Origin of the sequence: Leptotrichia sp. oral taxon 879 str. F0557 (assembly GCF_000469385.1) — a bacterium.
Taxonomy (GTDB): Bacteria; Fusobacteriota; Fusobacteriia; order Fusobacteriales; family Leptotrichiaceae; genus Leptotrichia; species Leptotrichia mesophila.
The window spans coordinates 28,401-45,929 of record NZ_KI271301.1; the positions used below are offsets into that span (position 1 = coordinate 28,401).

Consider the following 17,529-nt stretch of genomic DNA (forward strand, 5'->3'; position numbering starts at 1 on the left):
ATATATTATAGAACCTTTATTTTTATAAATTATTCATGCATTTATCAAAGTCTAAAAATAAATTACAGTTGTAAAAATCAAAAAAAAATGCTAAAATACAAAAAATATAATGATTAAAAAATCATAAGATGTAAAAATAAAACTGGAGGAGTAGAATGACCGAATTGGAAAAATCAAAGGCGATTATTCAATATATTGCTGATGCCAAGAAGACAACACCTGTGGAACTTTATATAGATGAAGACATAAAAAATCCTTATTCTTGTAAAGTAATAGGAAAACAAGGATTAAAGGTACTTTTTGGAGATTGGGAAGAAATTGAAAAAATTATTAGTGAAAATAATCTTACTAATTATTATCTGAAAAATGATAGAAGAAATTCTGGTGTTCCTATGCTTGATATTAAAAATATTAATGCAAGAATTGAGCCAGGAGTGTTTATTCGTGATAAAGTAAGCATTGGAGACAGAGCTGTTATAATGATGGGAGCTGTTATAAATATAGGTGCTGAAATTGGTGAGGGAACAATGATTGATATGAATGTTGTACTTGGTGGACGTGCAAAAGTAGGTAAAAATTGCCACATTGGTGCAGGAGCTGTACTTGCAGGAGTTATTGAGCCGCCTTCAGCTGATCCAGTAATTATTGAAGATGATGTAGTTATTGGAGCGAATGCTGTTGTATTGGAAGGTGTAAGAGTAGGAAAGGGTTCTGTTGTTGCAGCTGGGGCCATTGTTACGGAAAATGTGCCTGAAGGTGTAGTTGTAGCTGGAACACCTGCGAAAATTATAAAAGGTGTAGATGCAAAAACTGCTTCAAAAACAGAATTAGTTGATGCATTGAGAAATATTTAGCACTTTTTTAGAAAAAAATATATAAAAAAGAGTATATTAAATTATTTTTACATCACTTTATAAGTTAAATCAAATTTATAAGTGGTACAATAACAAATAAATAGCAAATATCCAATTTTTAAAGGAAAAATATAATTAGGAGGAACAATGAAAAAATTATTACTAATAGGAGCAATCTTAGTAACAGGAGCAATTTCATTTGCTGATGCAAAAGCAGATTATGAAAATGCAGTTAAATTAGCAGGACAAAAAAAAGTAAATGAAGCTGTAAAAGTCTTGGAAGGAATTACAAAGGGAACTGATGCAACATATGCACAAAAGGCAAATTTAGAATTAGGAGCATATTATTTACAAAATAATAATATAGCTAAAGCAAAACCTTACTTACAAGCAGCATGGGGAAATGGACAGTCGACTACTCCTGAAGCTGTTGAAGCAGCAAGATTCTTATATTTAGTAGGAATTCAGCAAAAAAACAAAGCTGAAGCTGAAAAATATATTTTATGGACAGATGAAAAATCAGGAGGAACAAATGCTGATGTTACATCAAGCTTAATTATCTTCTATTTTGATAACAATGAGCAATCAAAAGGTACTGCAAGATATAACAAAGCTATACAATCTACAAACAGAGACTTTGTTGCTGAAGTAAATTACAATATTGGGCAATATTACTTGACAAAAAATAACAATGCGCAAGCTAAGACATATTTACAAAAAGCATACACAGGAGCAAGTGACCGTGTGAATGGTGCTGGAATCCTATTGGCAGAAATTGCAATCAATGAAAAAAATCCTTCACAGGCTGAAAAATATCTTTTAGAAATGAATACAGCTGCAAAAGGTAAAAATGGACAAATCTTAGGAATGCTAGGTACTTTCTACCTACAGCAAAATAATCCTGCAAAAGCTGAGGAATATTTAGCAAAAACTGTAGCTGCAGAACCTAAGAATACAAGTGCAAAAATTTTATTGTTAGGAATTTATGAAGTGCAAAACAATACTGCAAAATTAAATTCAATTTATAGTCAACTAAAATCAGCTAAAGTTACAAACAAACAAATTGGAACTTATTTCGGTGGAGTTGGAGCAGGAGCATTATCTGAAAAGTATTTACAAAAAGCCATAACTGAAGATAAGGATAATACTGCAAAAGTTGTTTTAGGACAAGTTTACGCTGGACAAGGAAAAAAAGCTGAAGCAATTAAAATCTTACAAGAAGCTGTAAATAATAAAGTAAACGGAGCTTCAGAAATCTTGAAACAAGTTCAAGCTATGAAATAATAATTAATATAGTAAATTATGAACTACAGAATTATTTGATATAACTAGGCAAGGCATCCATAGCTCTTTAGCGATGAGATAAATTGCCTATTTTTTTTAAAAAATTAATATAACAGAATTACTTTAAAATCATATATATTTTTAATATTTGATTTTGAGAAATTCTGAAATTAAAAAAGGAAGTGAGAACAATAAAGACAAGTAGAATAATGATAGTACTAGGATTTGTACTGGGCAGCATGACATTAAATGCAGCTACATACAGAACAACAAGAAGTAGTAGCTATCCACCTGTGAGAACAGCGACAACGACAAATTATCAAAATCAGAAAAATAATTCATCAAATGAAATTATTATCCCAAAAGGGCTAAAACCAGGAGATACAATTGGATTAATTGCACCTGCAAATTATTCTAATGAAAATAGCTATGCGGAAGTAGAATATTTAAAAAACAGAGGATTTAATGTTGTTTATGGGCAATCGTTTTCTTCAAGATGGTATGGATTTGGAGGAACTGACAATGTGAGGGCAAAAGATATAAATGACATGTTTGCAAATCCTAATATTAATGCGATTTTTGCAGTACGTGGAGGTTATGGTGGAATTAGGATTGTGGATAAATTGAATTATGATGTGATTAAGAAAAACCCTAAGATTATTTCAGGATTTAGCGATAATACTACTTTATTACTTGCAATCAATGAAAAAACGGGGCTTATAACATTTCATGGTCCTATGTCAGACAATTTGAAAAATATTCCTCTAGTTACAGAAAATGCTTTTAATAAAGCTTTTACAAGTAATGAATCATATAATCTGTTAGATTTTGATAATACTTATACAATTATGAAAAGTGGACGCGGAAGTGGAAAGATTACAGGAGGAAACTTATCTCTTGTAGTTGCAACCCTTGGGACAGATCATGAAATCAATACAGATGGAAAAATATTATTTTTAGAAGAGACAAATGAAGCAAGTTACCGTGTGGATAGAATGTTAAAACAGCTGAAACTGGCTGGAAAATTTGACAAGTTGCAGGGCATTATACTAGGAGACTTTAAAAATCCTAAGCAGTCTGATCCAACAGATATGACAATTGATGAAGTGTTTTATGATAATTTTGGAAGATTAAATATTCCTATTGTAAAAAATTTTAAATCAGGGCATGTAAGACCATTTATTACTGTTCCAATTGGAGCAAAGGCAATTATGGATACTTCAAAAAGAGAAATTATGATAGAAAAAGCAACAAAATAAATTTAGATTCGACTAATTTTTTTGTATAGTAAAACTTACATAAAAATGATCTAAAAATATGGTATAATAATATTATGGCATATTTTTAGGTAGGTTTTCACTATATTTCAATATTTCAATTCAATATGAGTTCAAACACATTATACAGTTGGATAAAGCTTTATAAGGAGACAGTGAAGATAACACTGAAAGGTTTAGGACACACAAGAAAAAACAGACAAAATACAGGGAACAGGATGAAACAAACTTTGATAAATATTACTGCCATGAATATAGCTAAAGTAAAAAAGGAGTATATATTGAAAGAAAAATGGATTAAGATTCAAGAATAAATCTGGTTGCTGGAAAAGTGGGAGATATACTGATAAGAAGCATGATATACAGGGAAACAATGAAAAACGAATTTTTGAAGAATGATTTAGGGAAATATTTTTAAGGGACATTGAAAAATTGAAGAAGAGAATGCTAATAATGATGGATAATGCCAAATTTCATAGAAAAAAATATTAGAAAAGACAATTAAGGGAATATGGCATTGTCTATTATTTCTTCCCTCATATTCACCGAACTTAAAAGTATGGGCTGACATCAAGAAAAAATTAAAAGAAATAGCCCATAATTTTAATACGCTTGAAGAAGCTGTTACTTCTATTTTATTTGATAAGATGATTCTATTTTAAATAGACTTTACTATAATTTTTAAAAACTTTCATATTTCTGCCAATCATAATAACTTTGATTCAGACTATAAGCATGAAATCCACTATCATTCAAAAGTTTAGAAGCTAAATTTGCATAGGCACAGTTTCGTCCTCTGCAATAAACAATTATTTCTTTATTTTGGGGTAAATTCTTCAAATTTTCTTCCAGATTCTTCATTGGAATATTTATTGCATTTTCTATATGGCTTGAATTAAACTCATCTGCCGGACGTAAATCTATTATTAAAGTTTCTTTGTTTTTTGCCATTTCATAAGCCTGTTCCAAAGTAATCGGACGGATTTTCATGCAGCTGTCATTAAACTCGCTATGTATCCGTTGAATGTCTGCCAGTTGCTGCTCTCCTACTCCAATCAGAAGATACACTAAATCTATTATCTGTGTATTAGCAATCTCATAAACTACATAGTTTCCCTTTTTTTCACAGACAACTAGATTGCCATCCTTTAAAATCTGCAAATGTCTTGAAGTATTAGCAATACTCATTCCTGTTTCATTTGAAATACTTTCCACAGTTTTTGCCCCCTGCACAAGTAAATCCAGTATTTCGATTCTTTTTTCACTAGACAGGCATTTTCCTATTTTTGATAATCCTGAATACAGGCTATTTTTGTAATTTTGACATATTTTATCCATTTAATTCATCCCCTTTCTGCTTTCAACATCTATACTAAATCTAGTTAAATCTAAATTCAAAAATTATGATTATTTTAATTCCAAATCTCATTTAACTTTAACTAACTCAGTTTTAAAGCAATTTTGAGTATGCTTCTAAAATTTTATATTAAAAGTGTTGACAATTTATTTTAAATATGATACTATTCAATTACTTGATTGAATAGTTGATTTTATAAAAACAGTATAACACAATTTTTTTAAAAAATAAACTATAAATTATGAAACTTAACAAAAATGATTTTAAGAAAGAGGTTGATGTAAAATGGCATTAAGTTTAAATAAAGATAATTTTGAAAAGAGTATTGCAAATGGAGTTGCTCTAGTAGATTTTTGGGCAGAATGGTGTGGACCTTGTAAAATGCAACTTCCTATTATTGAAGAATTTTCAGGGGAAATGGAAGGAAAAGCTACAATAGGAAAAGTAAATGTAGATGAAGAACTAGAATTAGCACAATCTTTTGGAATCCAAAGTATTCCTACATTAATTTTATTCAAGGATGGAAAACCTGTAAAAAAATTAGTTGGATTACATTCAAAAGAAGCACTTTATGAAGAAGTAAACCAAGTACTATAGAATTTGGGCAAAATATATTATTTAAAGAAATATTTATTTATAAAAAAGTCTAGCGGTTATTTTTCAATTCTGCTAGGCTTTAATATTAAAAAATAAATTTAACTAAGTTATAATTTATAAAACGAAAAATCGTAAAAAAGGAATGGTGAAAAATATGTATGATTCAATAATTATAGGATCAGGACCAGCAGGACTGACAGCCGCAATTTATCTAAGCCGTGCTGGATTAAAAAATATAATAATAAATGGAATGGAACCAGGTGGACAATTGACAACCACAACAGAAGTTGAAAATTTTCCTGGATTTCCACAAGGAATTTCAGGCCCACAGCTAATAGAAGACATAAAGGCTCAATCTAAAAATTTTGGAACTGAATTTCTACAGGCAGTTGTAAAAGATATTGAAAATGTAGAAAATAATAGTAAGAAAACATTTAAATTACATTTAGATAACGGAAATATCATAGAAGCAAAAACAGTAATTTTATCAACAGGGGCAAGTGCAAAATACCTTGGAATTGAAAATGAAAAAGAAAATATAGGAAAAGGTGTTAGTGCATGTGCAACTTGTGACGGATTTTTCTACCGTGGAAAAGATGTTGTTGTAATTGGTGGTGGAGATACTGCGATGGAAGAAGCTATATTTTTAACAAAATTTGTAAACAAAGTTACTATCATTAACAGAAGAGATATATTACGTGCCTCTGCAATTATGCAACAAAGAGCAAGAGATAACGAAAAAATTGAGTGGAAATTAGACTATACTCCAAAAAAAGTGCTAGCTAATGAAAAAGTTACAGGAATAGAGCTTTTAAATAATAAAACAGGCGAAATCGAAACTTTAGCAACAGATGGAATTTTTGTAGCAATTGGAAGAACTCCAAATACAAAATTCCTTGAAGGAAAAGTCGAAATTGACGATAGAGGCTACATTATAACAAAAGGAAAATCCTCTAAAACAAGTACTGTCGGAATCTTTGCAGCAGGAGATGTCCAAGATAGCAAATATCAACAGGCAATAATTGCAGCTGGAAGTGGTGCCATTGCAGGACTTGATGTAGAAGAATATTTAAGAGAAAATAACTTATAATTCTAAAATAAAATATAATTTTAATTATCAGTATAGATCTTTACTACAAGATAAGAATTTATGATTGTAAAAATAAATAATGATAATAAAAACTGTTGTTAAACGAAATAATCTAATACTAAATCCTATTAAAAAATAATATGTAATTCAAAAACATTCACTATTTAAATAGGAAATAATATAAAAAAATAAACATTTACATCAAAACAAAAAAGGAATTATCTCTTTTAGCTTAGAAGAAATAATTCCTTATTTTATTTAATTTTTTATACACCTGCAATTTATTTTAAACCTTCACAAGAAATACTATTTCCGTTTCGTGTAAGTATCGCCTCATTCCTCTTTATATGAATCTCAGTATTCTTTCCATCGCTGTATCTAGATCTGCTGGCATCCACCACAACCTGATCCATTATAAGTTTAGCGTTGGTTGACTCTTCTACCAATTGAATCTTATCATTCGTAATATAATTTACAGTATATTCTTTTTTGTTGCATTTGAATTTCTGAGAATTAATAGCCTTACGTCTGATCTTTATTATTGGATATTTTCTTTTAGTTATTTTATGTTTACTTGCTGAAATACCATTCAACGAGAATCCAAATAGTAATGCTCCTATTAAAAGCATCTCTAATTTTCCAGTTAATTTCATAAACTTTCACTTCCTTATTTATGCATTATGAGCTCTTACTCCGTACTTAAAATATTTTCTCCAATAAGGACTTTTTAATGAAGACATTACAACTCCTTTTGAAGATGAAGCATTTATGAACAATGAATTTCCAACATAAACTGCTGTATGGCTCGTTCTATTACCTGGTCTGAAATAGACAATATCTCCTGATTTCAAGTTTTTCGCAGATACTCTTGCCCCTTTTTTTATTTGTTGTTGTGAAACTCTAGGAAGTTCTTTATTAAAGGCTTCACGGTAAACTCTACGTGTTAAAGCCGAACAGTCAATCCCCTCTTTAGAATCTCCACCCCATGCATATTTTGTACCTCTCCATTTTTTATAAGATGTCAAAAGTTTTCTTTCAACAGCTGCTTTTTTTCTTTCCTGAGTAGAACCCGAAGCCATTGCTTTAGCATGTCTTTGTCTTAATTCTGTCATTTTTGTCTCAATAAGAGCATTTTTATTATTTGAAGAAATACCATAAATTCCTGTATTTCCTGCACTATGACTTTTTCTATTATTTGCAGGTTTGTGAGAAGTTTTCGCTTTATCAATTTTTTTAGTTTTTGAGGTTTTTGCATGTAAATTTGAGCCTACAAAAGCTGATAACATGCAGACTGCCGTTAAAAACTTATTTTTTCTCATATATTTTTTATTCCTTTCAAATTTAATTTTTAATTGTACTATTATTATACACATTAATTGTATCATTTATTTTAAAAAAAGTAAATTAGTAAAAAATAAAAAATAATTTAATTTTGAAAAAACAAGCAATTTTCACAAATTATATTTTTTCGAATATCAATGTTTTTCCGCTATCTGTTGTAAATATTAAAGTTGTCTTGTTGTTAGTTAAGCTAATTTTTTTAGCATTTTGTAAAATTTCCAAATATTGTCTTTCAAGTTTCATTAAATTATCAGGACCAGCTATTTTCGTAGATCCAATAGTTCCAACTGTAATATTTCCTGCTGTCACTATATAATCACAAAAATAATTATTAACTCCTGAATTACCACTTATTCTATTTCCTGAAAATGAAATTGTAATACCATCATCATTTGGCGAAAATATATCTTTCATTTCTTTTCTGTCTATTTTAACAAGTTCCCATTTTGTACCAGATAATTCTTTAGTTAGATTTGACAAAGAATTTGAATCTGATTGATTATTATTTGAATCTTTTCTAAAAGTTAAAGTATTACCATTTCTATTTTTCAAAGTCAAAGTGTTTGCATTGTAACTTATTCTTGGTGAAGATTGTAAAATATCCAAAAATGTCATTTCAAAGTTCATTAATTCTTCAGATCCACCCATTAATGTCGTATTTAAAGTAGTTGATAAAACAAAATCTCTAATTCGATAAGTTCCATTAAATTTATTTATTCCTGAAAATCCATTTATTTTATTTCCAGAAAAACTAACGGTAATTTTAGTATTGCTTGGAATCTGTAAATTTAAACCATTTTGCTTAATTTCCGATAATTCCCACGAAGTACCATTCAAATTAACAGTTTTAGCTGCACTTAAAACAAAACAATTAACAATAAACATCAAAACAATCCCGATTAAAATAAATACTCTTTTCATTTTAAATACCTCTTTTCGTCTTTCTTAATTGAATAATATCATATTTTTATTAAAGAAAAATGAGAAATTTAAAAAATTATAGATAATTTTTCCAAATTTTGATAAAATCAATGTATACAACTTGAAAGGAAAAAATATTATGAAACAATATATAATTGACGCTTTTACCGATACGCTTTTTTCAGGCAACCAGGCCGCGGTATGTATTTTGGATGAGTGGCTTTCTGATGAAACTATGCTTTTAATTGCAAAAGAAAACAATTTATCTGAAACAGCTTTTTTAGTAAAACAAAAAATTAAAAATGTATACAAGCTCCGTTGGTTTACGCCAGGTGGAGAAATTGACTTATGTGGACACGCTACACTTGCCTGTGCTTTTGTAGTTATGAATTATTACGAGAAAAATTTAAAAACTCTGATTTTTGATACACTAAGTGGTGAATTGACTGTAAATAGAAAAAATAAAAATTTATATGAACTTGATTTTCCAGTTTATGATTTGAAAAAAATCGAAATAACTGATGAAATAGTAGAATTAATTGGAAAAAAACCAATTGAAGTATATCTGGGACGAGATTTAATGTGTGTATTTGATGATGAGGAATTTATTTTAAATGCAAATTTAGATTCTGAAAAAATAAAAAAACTTGATGGTTTATTACTTCATATTACTGCTCAGCATAGTAATAGCAATTTGGATTATAAAATAAAAAATAAAATTGACAAAATTGACTGTATTTCTCGTTCTTTTGCTCCTAAATTAAATATTTACGAAGACCCTGTCTGCGGCTCTGGACACTGCCATATTGCTCCCTACTGGATGAAAAAACTGCAAAAGGAAAATTTAATCGCTTATCAGGCTTCAGAACGAAGTGGAACACTTTACTGCACTCTTGCAGATAATGGAAGAATGAAAATGAGTGGAAAAGCAACTTTATTTGCAATTTCAGAAATTTTTATATAGCAAAATATTTTTAAACCTGTATCCACAAATACGATAGATTACCAAATCTTAAATTTTGCAATTTTTTACTACTTTTTTTAGATTGGATTTTACTTATAAATAAAAGAGGGGAAATTCTCCCCTTAAAACAATTTTTTATTAAATTTCAATAATTTCTACAATCTCTTTTCCAAAATAAATATAGAAACAAAAACTAGCAAAAAACCAATTAACTCAGTAAAAGAAAATTTTAAGCCAAAAAAACAACTGATAGTATTGCTGCCAGTACAGGCTCAAAAGCTGTTAAAATTCCCGCAAGGGAAGAAGAAATATAGTTTAGGCTTGCAATATAAATTAAATAAGCTATAGAAGTTCCTAAAATTACAACTATCATTACTTGAATAATTGATTGTGTATTTACATCTCCTTCAATTTTCCAAATAACATTTAATACTAAAGCCCATTTAACTAACGGAATAAGTCCATTGACGAAGAGTTATGCTTTTTACCAGTTCATCTGTAAGTAAATTTATAGATCACATAACTTGTCAACTATAGCATTTAATGTCTTGAATATCCTGTTGCCGGACTTCTCCCCAGATTATTCAATGAGGTGGCTGTATATGTATTATTATAATGTTTCTGGGCGTCTTTAAATCTTTTGATTTATGCCGTGCCACTCTATCACAGACATCTTCACTGCAACTTTTAAATAGTTAATTCACAAAAATACTAATGTTACCTGTATTACAGTTGGACATAACTAAAATATGTCTGTTCTTAATATAATGGCAAGAAATGCTGAGTCTGGACTTGTCGCTTTACCAGCAGCACCTGGATTCTTCAAAAACTCGCTTCATCTTCAAATGTTATATTTTTATGATTTTCACCTTTTGGCCTGTTCACAAGTCCTTGCATTCTCTGATTTAAAAATATGCTTATCCATTTGTTCACAACTTTATAATGGACGTCTAAAATTTCAGCTATTTCCTTATTGTTTTTGGTCAGACCTCTTAATTTTACTGCATGCATCCTTAAATCTTCATTTTTGTTTTTTATCGTTTATTCTTATTTTGTCTGAAATTTTTTTGTTATTTCATATGCTTTTGCTATTTTTATCACCTATTATATTATACCTCATTATTTTCAGTTAGTTTAATGGGGTTTGGTATCAATATTAATCTTAATGTTAATACAAGAATATATAGGTAAACAAGATATGGGATAGCTCCTATTTTATGAATTGCAGTAAATATTACTGCAAGTAAGATAATTCCAAAACTAAGAAGCATTACTTTTCCAGACTGTTTTGTAATCCCTTCCTTCAATACAGCTGGATGGAATACCTTATCTATAGCTCTTGCAAATGGATTCAATATTATCAGTACATATGACAATGTCTCATTTTTTACTCCGAATGCTGTTAATAAAGCTATTATAATTCCCAGCATTATTCCATAATAAATTTTTCCACCATTAAATGATGGACTAGTTGACATATCAGTTGCCATAAAAATTCCTATTAGCAGAAGACCACTTGTAGAAACAGAAATTCCGTCCTTTAAGAATATTGTGGCTATAAATGATGTAACAAAAAGAGTTACCGGAATATGCCATGAAATACGATTTTTTAACAGAAGATATAATCCTCCCAGAATCAACGCAAATGCAGAATATGAACCAAGCGAGCCTGAAGAAGTCAAAATTAATCCATCAAGATAGCTCATAAACGATGTATTCTGAAACTTCACAAATAAATCTACTTTCGATAATTTCAAGGCTTCCTGACTAAACCAAATTGTTCCTGAAGACATTGTTACAGGAAAAAATACTGTCATGAATTCGCGTCCAATTGCTGCAGGATTAAAAATATTTCTTCCAATTCCACCATACATAAGCTTTCCAAAAATTATCGCCATACTTCCTCCAAAAGCTACGACTGGCAACGAAGTAAGTGGCGCTAATATAAATGCCATTAGAATCCCTGTTATAATCGCTGATAAATTGTGAACAGAATTTCCATCATTCAGAAAGATTTTTGAAAATAGTTTCTCTGTTACTACTGCCGAGAAAACTGAAGTTACTATTACTAGAAGAGCTTTTGTCCCGTATACTAAAGTTGCTGCAATAATAGCAGGAATAAGAGATATAATCACATCTTTCATAATATTTCTTATATCAGTTTCGGAATTAATATGAGATGTAAATAATATATCTTTATTCTTTTGATTTTTTAAGTCTTCTTTTATTATTTTATTCGTTTTCTCGTTCAACTTCTCTTTTTTGGCTGTATTTACCATTTCTGTAGCTTTTATAGCTGTTTTCACTGATTTATCAGAATTTTTGATTAAATCTACTTTTTCATTTTGATTAGTTGGTTTTACTGTCTTTTCTTGTATTTTTTCAACTTTTTTCAATTTTTCAGCCTTTTGATTATTCTCATTTATATTTTCTGGTTTTTTTGGCTGTATAAAGTCTTTTTCAAGTCTTTTTCTTTTAGCTCTCTGTTCTCTTACCTTTTCCAGTTTTATTATTTTTCCGCTATTAGTTTTTGTTATTTCATTATTTTCATTTACTTTTTTATTTTTTAAATCCATATACTTATCATCCATGTCTATTTTATTTTTATTTTTACTCACAAAATTATTTTTAGAATTTTGTGAATCATTATTATCAAAAAGTGCATCTTTAAATCTTCTTTTTCTCACATCCAGTATATCCTCAAGTAAAGATTTATCGTCTGCCATTACCTACTTCTCCTCCATTTCCACAAGAACTGCCTTTTTATACTTATATTTCTGGTCATTTTTCTCTGTATTCTCTGTTTTTTAATTTTGTTTTATGACTGTCTGTACCGCCATATTTCAATCTTCCAGTAAAAAATAAAGCAGATTCAATAATCACAAGTTTTTCTGCAAAACTCAAATATAGTAGAACCATAGTAAAAATTTTTAAAAATAAAACTTAAAATCTATGACTACTGTTTATAATAAAATTTAAGTAGAAAACAAGGGGATTTCTCTATATTTGCCCCTTGTTCCTGATTTTTACTATGCCTTTAATCAATTTCTGTCATAAGCTCATCTATCAGATCTTTTACATGTACTATTTCCTTCAATCTCCATCCGTTAGCACCTGAAAAGAATAATCCGCTTTGAAGTCTACCTAAATAAGCATCACCTAAGCTGTCAGCAATACAGTATCCAACTCTGTTTGCACCTTTTCCACGCTCACAAGGAAATACGCAGTTGCTTATACATTTAATCTTTTTGGTATTAGGCTCCAATGTTTCTATTAAATTTGTTTTTATTGCACGTCCTGGATAACCTACTGGAGATCCGACAATTACAATATCCTCTTCCTTTGCGTCAAGAAGTACCTGTTTTAGTACGTCACTTGCATCACATTCATAAGTACCGATAAATCTTGTTCCCATTTGAACGGCATCTGCTCCAAGAGCCATAATGTTTTTTATATCGTTATTGTCCCATATTCCACCTGCTGCAATGATTGGGAAATCTCCCCATTTGTCACGTTCCTCTTTTATAGGTGGCAAGATTGCTTCTAGCTGATGTTCAGGTGCGAATAATTCTTCATATTTTGCACCTTGATGTCCACCACTTTTTGGACCTTCCACAATTACTGCTCCCGGCATTTTACCAGCTGCTTTCCATTTTCTGCAAATTATTTTCAATGCTCTAGCTGATGAAACTATTGGCACAATTTCCACATCTGGAAAATCTTTTACCAATCTTGGAAGCTCTAGTGGAAGCCCAGCTCCTGTAACAATGATATTTGCTCCTGCATCAAGAGCATCCCTTACAACTCTTTCATAATCATTTATTGCATGAAGAACATTGCAGGCAAGTGGTTTATCTCCACAAATTTTTCTTGCATTTTTAAAAATTTCAAAAAGTGCTTCACGGTTATAGGCATTTTCTGTTCCAAGAGGACGTCCATTTACTGCTTTTTTAACAAATCTCATATTTTGATAGTATCCAGTACAGATGGCACTTATTGTTCCAAGACATCCATTTTTAGCAACGTTTCCAGCAAGCTGATCCCAGCTGATTCCAACACCCATTCCACCTTGAACTATTGGTTTTTCAATAAAATACTTTCCTATTTTTATTCCTTTCAGTTCTATTTTCTTTTTTCCATTCGAGTTTTCAACATTTTCCTTTTTAATTTCTGTCATTTCATTCAATTTGATTTCCTCCAATTTATAATTTTTTATAAATAATTACTATATGATTACTTGTAAAAATTATATGGTGGAGCTCTACTAATCTTGATATTTTTACTTATCGAAGTATAATTTAATATAATACTGCAAAAATGTATCTTTGGTAAAATATCTATTAATTTTGTAATTTTTTCAATTATTTTTTTTCTTATATCATTTTCAATAAAATTTATATATCCATTGGCACAAAGTCGTTCAAAATTTTCTATGAGCTTCTTTAAATCAACGTTTTCTAAAAAGGATAAGTCTATACCTGAATGTGAAATATATTTATCTAGCAACTTAAGAAATTCATCACTTTTTCCTATTATAATATTTTTATTTTTTTTGTATAATAAAGCGACATTTTCAATATTTAAAAAATTTATTTTAGAAAAAGTGTCAAAACGGCCTTTTTTTCCAAGCTGTTCAAAAAGATTCGATATAACCGACTGTACAACTTTTGATAACTTTTTCAGCCAAAATTTTTCAAACATAAAACCTCCCTTATTATTTATTTTTATTTAATTATATAATGTTTTTCCACTTTTTACAATTAAATATTTTTATTTTGATTATCAAAATATTTTTATTGATAAAAAATTTTTCTATCTTTCTTAATTTTACCATTATAATTATACCTTGCCAAGCAATAAAAATCAATTTTTTCTGATAAAAAAATAAAATTGCACAAATTAACTAAAATTGGTATAATAACGGAAAATATAACTTTATAAAAATATGAGGTGAAAATATGAGTAAAATCATTAATTATGCTGGTGAAAACTTTGATAATGAAACAATTTCTCAAACTGGGCTTACACTTGTTGATTTTTATGCTATCTGGTGTGGACCTTGTCAAATGCTTGAAAAAGTTCTTACTGAAGTAGCTGATAGTTCAGAGTGTAAGATTGTAAGAGTTGACATTGACGATTATCCTGAGTTTGGAGCTAAATTTAAGATAAGAGGACTTCCTATGCTTATACTTTTTAAAAATGGAAAAATTGTAGAAACTTTAAACGGATTTCAAACTTTTGATGAAATTATAGGAAAAATTAATTTACATAATTAATTTAATAATTTTAAAATTTGTTTAAATATGGAAATAAAAAATTTTAGGAGGAAGTGATATTTTTATGAAAACAATTTTGGTTCCAGGAGGAGCTGGATATATCGGTTCTCACACAGTTTTAGATTTAATAAAGAAAGGATTTAATCCAATAATAGTAGATGATTTTAGCAACTCAAACAAAAAGGTTATTACAATTTTAGAAGAACTTTCTGGAACAAAAATATCTTTTTATGAACTCGATGTGAAGAATAAAGAAGGTTTACGAAAAATATTCAGTGAAAATAAAATTGATGCTGTAATTAATTTTGCTGGATTTAAGGCTGTTGGAGAATCTGTGGAAAAACCACTTATGTACTATGAAAATAATTTATTTGGTATGATTACTTTGCTTGAAGTAATGAAAGAATTTGATGTAAAAAATATTGTATTCAGTTCTTCAGCTACGGTTTACGGAATTTCTGATAAAGTTCCTTTCGTGGAAACAGATCCAATGGGAGAAGTTACAAATCCTTATGGACGTACAAAAGTAATTATCGAGAATATTTTAATGGATTTAGCAAAATCTGATAAGACTTGGAACATTATTGCACTTAGATATTTTAATCCATTAGGGGCTCACGAAAGCGGAAGAATTGGAGAAGACCCAAATGGAATTCCAAATAATCTTTCCCCTTATATAACTCAAGTTGCAGTTGGAAAATTGGAAAAATTACATATTTTTGGAAATGATTACAACACTACTGACGGAACTTGTATAAGAGATTTCATTCATGTAAATGATTTGGCAGCAGGACATTCGGCAGCATTAAATTATTTATTTAATAACAAAAATCTTGGTTTTGAGGCGATAAATTTAGGAAGTGAAAAAGGGTATAGCGTCCTTGAAATCTTACATAATTTTGAAAAAGCTGTTGGAAAAGAAATTCCTTATATAATTGATGGACGGAGAGCAGGAGATATTGCTGTTTGTTATGCTGATGCCTCAAAAGCCAAAAAATTATTAAACTGGGAAGCAAAATACACTATCGAAGATATGTGTAGAGATTCTTGGAACTGGCAGAAAAAAAATCCAAATGGATTTAAGAATTAATTTTTTATAAAGGGCTAAAAAATTAAAAAATAATAATTCTAATTTCAAGTTAACTATTTTTAAAAGTAAAAAATATAATGATTTACAGTTTTATAACGATAATAAATAAAAAATATTATACAAGGAGGATTTTTTATGAAAAAATTATTTTTAATGTTTATGCTATCAACGCCACTTGCAATGGCGACATATGGATATAGATCTGAAATTGTTGTAAGTCCAACTTATGTTACTCAAAGAAAGGAAAATGGCTCTAAAGTTGGAAAATATGCACTTGGAAGCGGTGTTAAACTTTCAAAAGAAACAATAGCTTCATTTGGTGATGGAAGTGAAGCTGTAGTAGGGGCAGGAATAGGAGTTTCATATAATTCTTTGAAAGTTAAAGGAAATGGTGTAAAAAGTAATTCAGGAAATTTAGTTTCAATCCCACTTTATTTGATATTTGGAACAGGAACAGATAATGGGATATACACAAAACTTTCAGCTGGCTTTGCAGTTAGAAACGGAAGTGTAAAATGGACTGATAATAACGGAGGTTCTGGAAAAATAAAGGCTAGACCATTAACTGGATATGCTGCTTTCGGTATTGGAGTCAGAAAAGACAGATTTTCAATCGGAGTAAGTGCCAGCACATCAACAAAAGCAAAAAGAACATACTCCAGCCCTACTAAACATTATAGAGATAACATTATGTTAAGTGGAGCTTCAATATCACTAGATTTTGGATATGCTCTTAAATACGAATAATAAAAAAGTTTTTAATAAAATTACAAAAGTAAAAATTTTCAAAAATTAAATATTTATACAATAAGGAGAATTTAACATGAAAAAATTATTTTTAATATTTATGCTATTAACACCTCTTGCAATAGCAGATGAAAGAGCAGAAATTTTTATAAGTCCTAGTTATGGGAGTTATAGAGGACAGAAAAAAAATGATATTAATCAAGAAGTAAAAAATGTAATAGGAAGTGGAGTTAAAATTTCATTTGAAAGAAGACAGCCATTTGTTGATGATTCTGGAGCAGGAATTGGAGCAGGGATAGTATACAATGCTTTAAAAGTCAAAGGAGATGGTATAAATAGCGGTTCAGGAAATTTAGTTTCCGTTCCAATTTATTTGACACTAGGATCAGGATTAGACAATGGAATTTATACTAAAGGTTCATTTGGTTTATCACTTTCAAGCGGAAACGTAAAATGGACTGATAAAAACGGTGGTCACGGAGAAATAAAAGCCGCTCCAGTTAGCGGATATGGTGCTATTAGTATCGGTGTTCAAAAAAATAGATTCTCAGCTGGGATAAGCGTTGCTTCAACACCAAAACTTAAAAGAAGCTATTCAAGTCCTACTAAAAACTACAGAGATAAATTTTCAGACGGTCTGATTTCACTAGAATTTGGTTATGCTCCTAGATATGAATAATAAAAAATTTTTTAATAGAATTACAAAAGTAAAAATTTTCAAAAATTAAATA

Annotated in this window: 20 protein-coding genes; 11 read left to right on the forward strand and 9 right to left on the reverse strand. The window is 29.4% G+C overall.

What is annotated here, in order from left to right:
* The first annotated feature begins 155 nt into the window (after positions 1-155).
* The 4 genes from dapD (at position 156) to HMPREF1552_RS12130 (ending at position 3,729) form a co-directional block, all read left to right on the forward strand.
* On the forward strand, positions 156-854 hold the full coding sequence (gene dapD, locus HMPREF1552_RS03235; RefSeq protein WP_021743647.1) for a 2,3,4,5-tetrahydropyridine-2,6-dicarboxylate N-acetyltransferase: 699 nt from the start codon (positions 156-158) through the stop codon (positions 852-854).
* Positions 855-1,001: 147 nt separating this feature from the next.
* On the forward strand, positions 1,002-2,138 hold the full coding sequence (locus tag HMPREF1552_RS03240) for a lipopolysaccharide assembly protein LapB (protein WP_021743648.1): 1,137 nt from the start codon (positions 1,002-1,004) through the stop codon (positions 2,136-2,138).
* Between the two features lie 209 nt (positions 2,139-2,347).
* Positions 2,348-3,397, forward strand: a complete 1,050-nt coding sequence (locus HMPREF1552_RS03245) for an LD-carboxypeptidase (RefSeq protein WP_021743649.1) — start codon at positions 2,348-2,350, stop codon at positions 3,395-3,397.
* Positions 3,398-3,570: 173 nt separating this feature from the next.
* The gene (locus HMPREF1552_RS12130; RefSeq protein ID WP_155827485.1) at positions 3,571-3,729 is read left to right on the forward strand and encodes a hypothetical protein; all 159 of its coding nucleotides are present in this window, start codon (positions 3,571-3,573) and stop codon (positions 3,727-3,729) included.
* A gap of 367 nt (positions 3,730-4,096) precedes the next feature.
* Here HMPREF1552_RS12130 and HMPREF1552_RS03250 read toward each other — a convergent pair whose 3' ends face one another.
* Positions 4,097-4,753 (reverse strand): metalloregulator ArsR/SmtB family transcription factor, encoded by a 657-nt coding sequence (locus HMPREF1552_RS03250; RefSeq protein WP_021743651.1) that lies wholly within the window; start codon positions 4,751-4,753, stop codon positions 4,097-4,099.
* 304 nt (positions 4,754-5,057) lie between these two features.
* Between HMPREF1552_RS03250 and trxA the strand changes: the two genes are divergently transcribed.
* Together trxA and trxB are read left to right on the forward strand one after the other, a co-directional pair.
* Positions 5,058-5,369 carry a thioredoxin gene (trxA, locus tag HMPREF1552_RS03255; RefSeq protein WP_021743652.1) on the forward strand — a complete coding sequence of 104 codons (312 nt, stop codon included), beginning with the start codon at positions 5,058-5,060 and terminating at the stop codon, positions 5,367-5,369.
* Positions 5,370-5,523: 154 nt separating this feature from the next.
* Positions 5,524-6,459 carry a thioredoxin-disulfide reductase gene (gene trxB / locus HMPREF1552_RS03260; RefSeq protein WP_039901093.1) on the forward strand — a complete coding sequence of 312 codons (936 nt, stop codon included), beginning with the start codon at positions 5,524-5,526 and terminating at the stop codon, positions 6,457-6,459.
* Between the two features lie 281 nt (positions 6,460-6,740).
* Here trxB and HMPREF1552_RS03265 read toward each other — a convergent pair whose 3' ends face one another.
* From HMPREF1552_RS03265 to HMPREF1552_RS03275, 3 genes are all read right to left on the reverse strand, one after another.
* Positions 6,741-7,088 (reverse strand): hypothetical protein, encoded by a 348-nt coding sequence (locus HMPREF1552_RS03265; protein WP_155827486.1) that lies wholly within the window; start codon positions 7,086-7,088, stop codon positions 6,741-6,743.
* 42 nt (positions 7,089-7,130) lie between these two features.
* Positions 7,131-7,778 carry a C40 family peptidase gene (locus HMPREF1552_RS03270; protein WP_039901094.1) on the reverse strand — a complete coding sequence of 216 codons (648 nt, stop codon included), beginning with the start codon at positions 7,776-7,778 and terminating at the stop codon, positions 7,131-7,133.
* Between the two features lie 139 nt (positions 7,779-7,917).
* Positions 7,918-8,721, reverse strand: a complete 804-nt coding sequence (locus tag HMPREF1552_RS03275; protein WP_021743656.1) for an META domain-containing protein — start codon at positions 8,719-8,721, stop codon at positions 7,918-7,920.
* Between the two features lie 139 nt (positions 8,722-8,860).
* Here HMPREF1552_RS03275 and HMPREF1552_RS03280 point away from each other — a divergent pair, with 139 nt between their 5' ends.
* Positions 8,861-9,685 (forward strand): PhzF family phenazine biosynthesis protein, encoded by an 825-nt coding sequence (locus HMPREF1552_RS03280; protein ID WP_021743657.1) that lies wholly within the window; start codon positions 8,861-8,863, stop codon positions 9,683-9,685.
* Positions 9,686-9,914: 229 nt separating this feature from the next.
* Here the strand turns inward: HMPREF1552_RS03280 and HMPREF1552_RS12755 are convergent, their stop codons facing one another.
* From HMPREF1552_RS12755 to HMPREF1552_RS03305, 5 genes are all read right to left on the reverse strand, one after another.
* The gene (locus tag HMPREF1552_RS12755; protein ID WP_369750434.1) at positions 9,915-10,142 is read right to left on the reverse strand and encodes an EamA family transporter; all 228 of its coding nucleotides are present in this window, start codon (positions 10,140-10,142) and stop codon (positions 9,915-9,917) included.
* 365 nt (positions 10,143-10,507) lie between these two features.
* On the reverse strand, positions 10,508-10,696 hold the full coding sequence (locus tag HMPREF1552_RS03290) for a helix-turn-helix domain-containing protein (RefSeq protein WP_021743659.1): 189 nt from the start codon (positions 10,694-10,696) through the stop codon (positions 10,508-10,510).
* A gap of 98 nt (positions 10,697-10,794) precedes the next feature.
* Positions 10,795-12,411 carry an RnfABCDGE type electron transport complex subunit D gene (locus HMPREF1552_RS03295; RefSeq protein WP_021743660.1) on the reverse strand — a complete coding sequence of 539 codons (1,617 nt, stop codon included), beginning with the start codon at positions 12,409-12,411 and terminating at the stop codon, positions 10,795-10,797.
* Positions 12,412-12,722: 311 nt separating this feature from the next.
* Positions 12,723-13,862, reverse strand: coding sequence for a nitronate monooxygenase (locus HMPREF1552_RS03300; protein WP_021743662.1), 1,140 nt, complete (start codon positions 13,860-13,862; stop codon positions 12,723-12,725).
* 56 nt (positions 13,863-13,918) lie between these two features.
* The gene (locus HMPREF1552_RS03305) at positions 13,919-14,386 is read right to left on the reverse strand and encodes a hypothetical protein (protein ID WP_021743663.1); all 468 of its coding nucleotides are present in this window, start codon (positions 14,384-14,386) and stop codon (positions 13,919-13,921) included.
* 257 nt (positions 14,387-14,643) lie between these two features.
* Between HMPREF1552_RS03305 and HMPREF1552_RS03310 the strand changes: the two genes are divergently transcribed.
* The 4 genes from HMPREF1552_RS03310 (at position 14,644) to HMPREF1552_RS03325 (ending at position 17,477) form a co-directional block, all read left to right on the forward strand.
* Positions 14,644-14,961: a co-chaperone YbbN gene (locus tag HMPREF1552_RS03310; RefSeq protein ID WP_021743665.1), complete on the forward strand. Its 318-nt coding sequence runs from the start codon at positions 14,644-14,646 to the stop codon at positions 14,959-14,961.
* 64 nt (positions 14,962-15,025) lie between these two features.
* On the forward strand, positions 15,026-16,051 hold the full coding sequence (gene galE, locus HMPREF1552_RS03315; RefSeq protein WP_021743666.1) for a UDP-glucose 4-epimerase GalE: 1,026 nt from the start codon (positions 15,026-15,028) through the stop codon (positions 16,049-16,051).
* Between the two features lie 135 nt (positions 16,052-16,186).
* Positions 16,187-16,798, forward strand: a complete 612-nt coding sequence (locus HMPREF1552_RS03320) for a hypothetical protein (RefSeq protein ID WP_021743667.1) — start codon at positions 16,187-16,189, stop codon at positions 16,796-16,798.
* A gap of 76 nt (positions 16,799-16,874) precedes the next feature.
* Entirely contained in the window at positions 16,875-17,477 is a 603-nt protein-coding gene (locus HMPREF1552_RS03325; RefSeq protein ID WP_021743668.1) for a hypothetical protein, read from the forward strand.
* Positions 17,478-17,529: the final 52 nt, after the last annotated feature.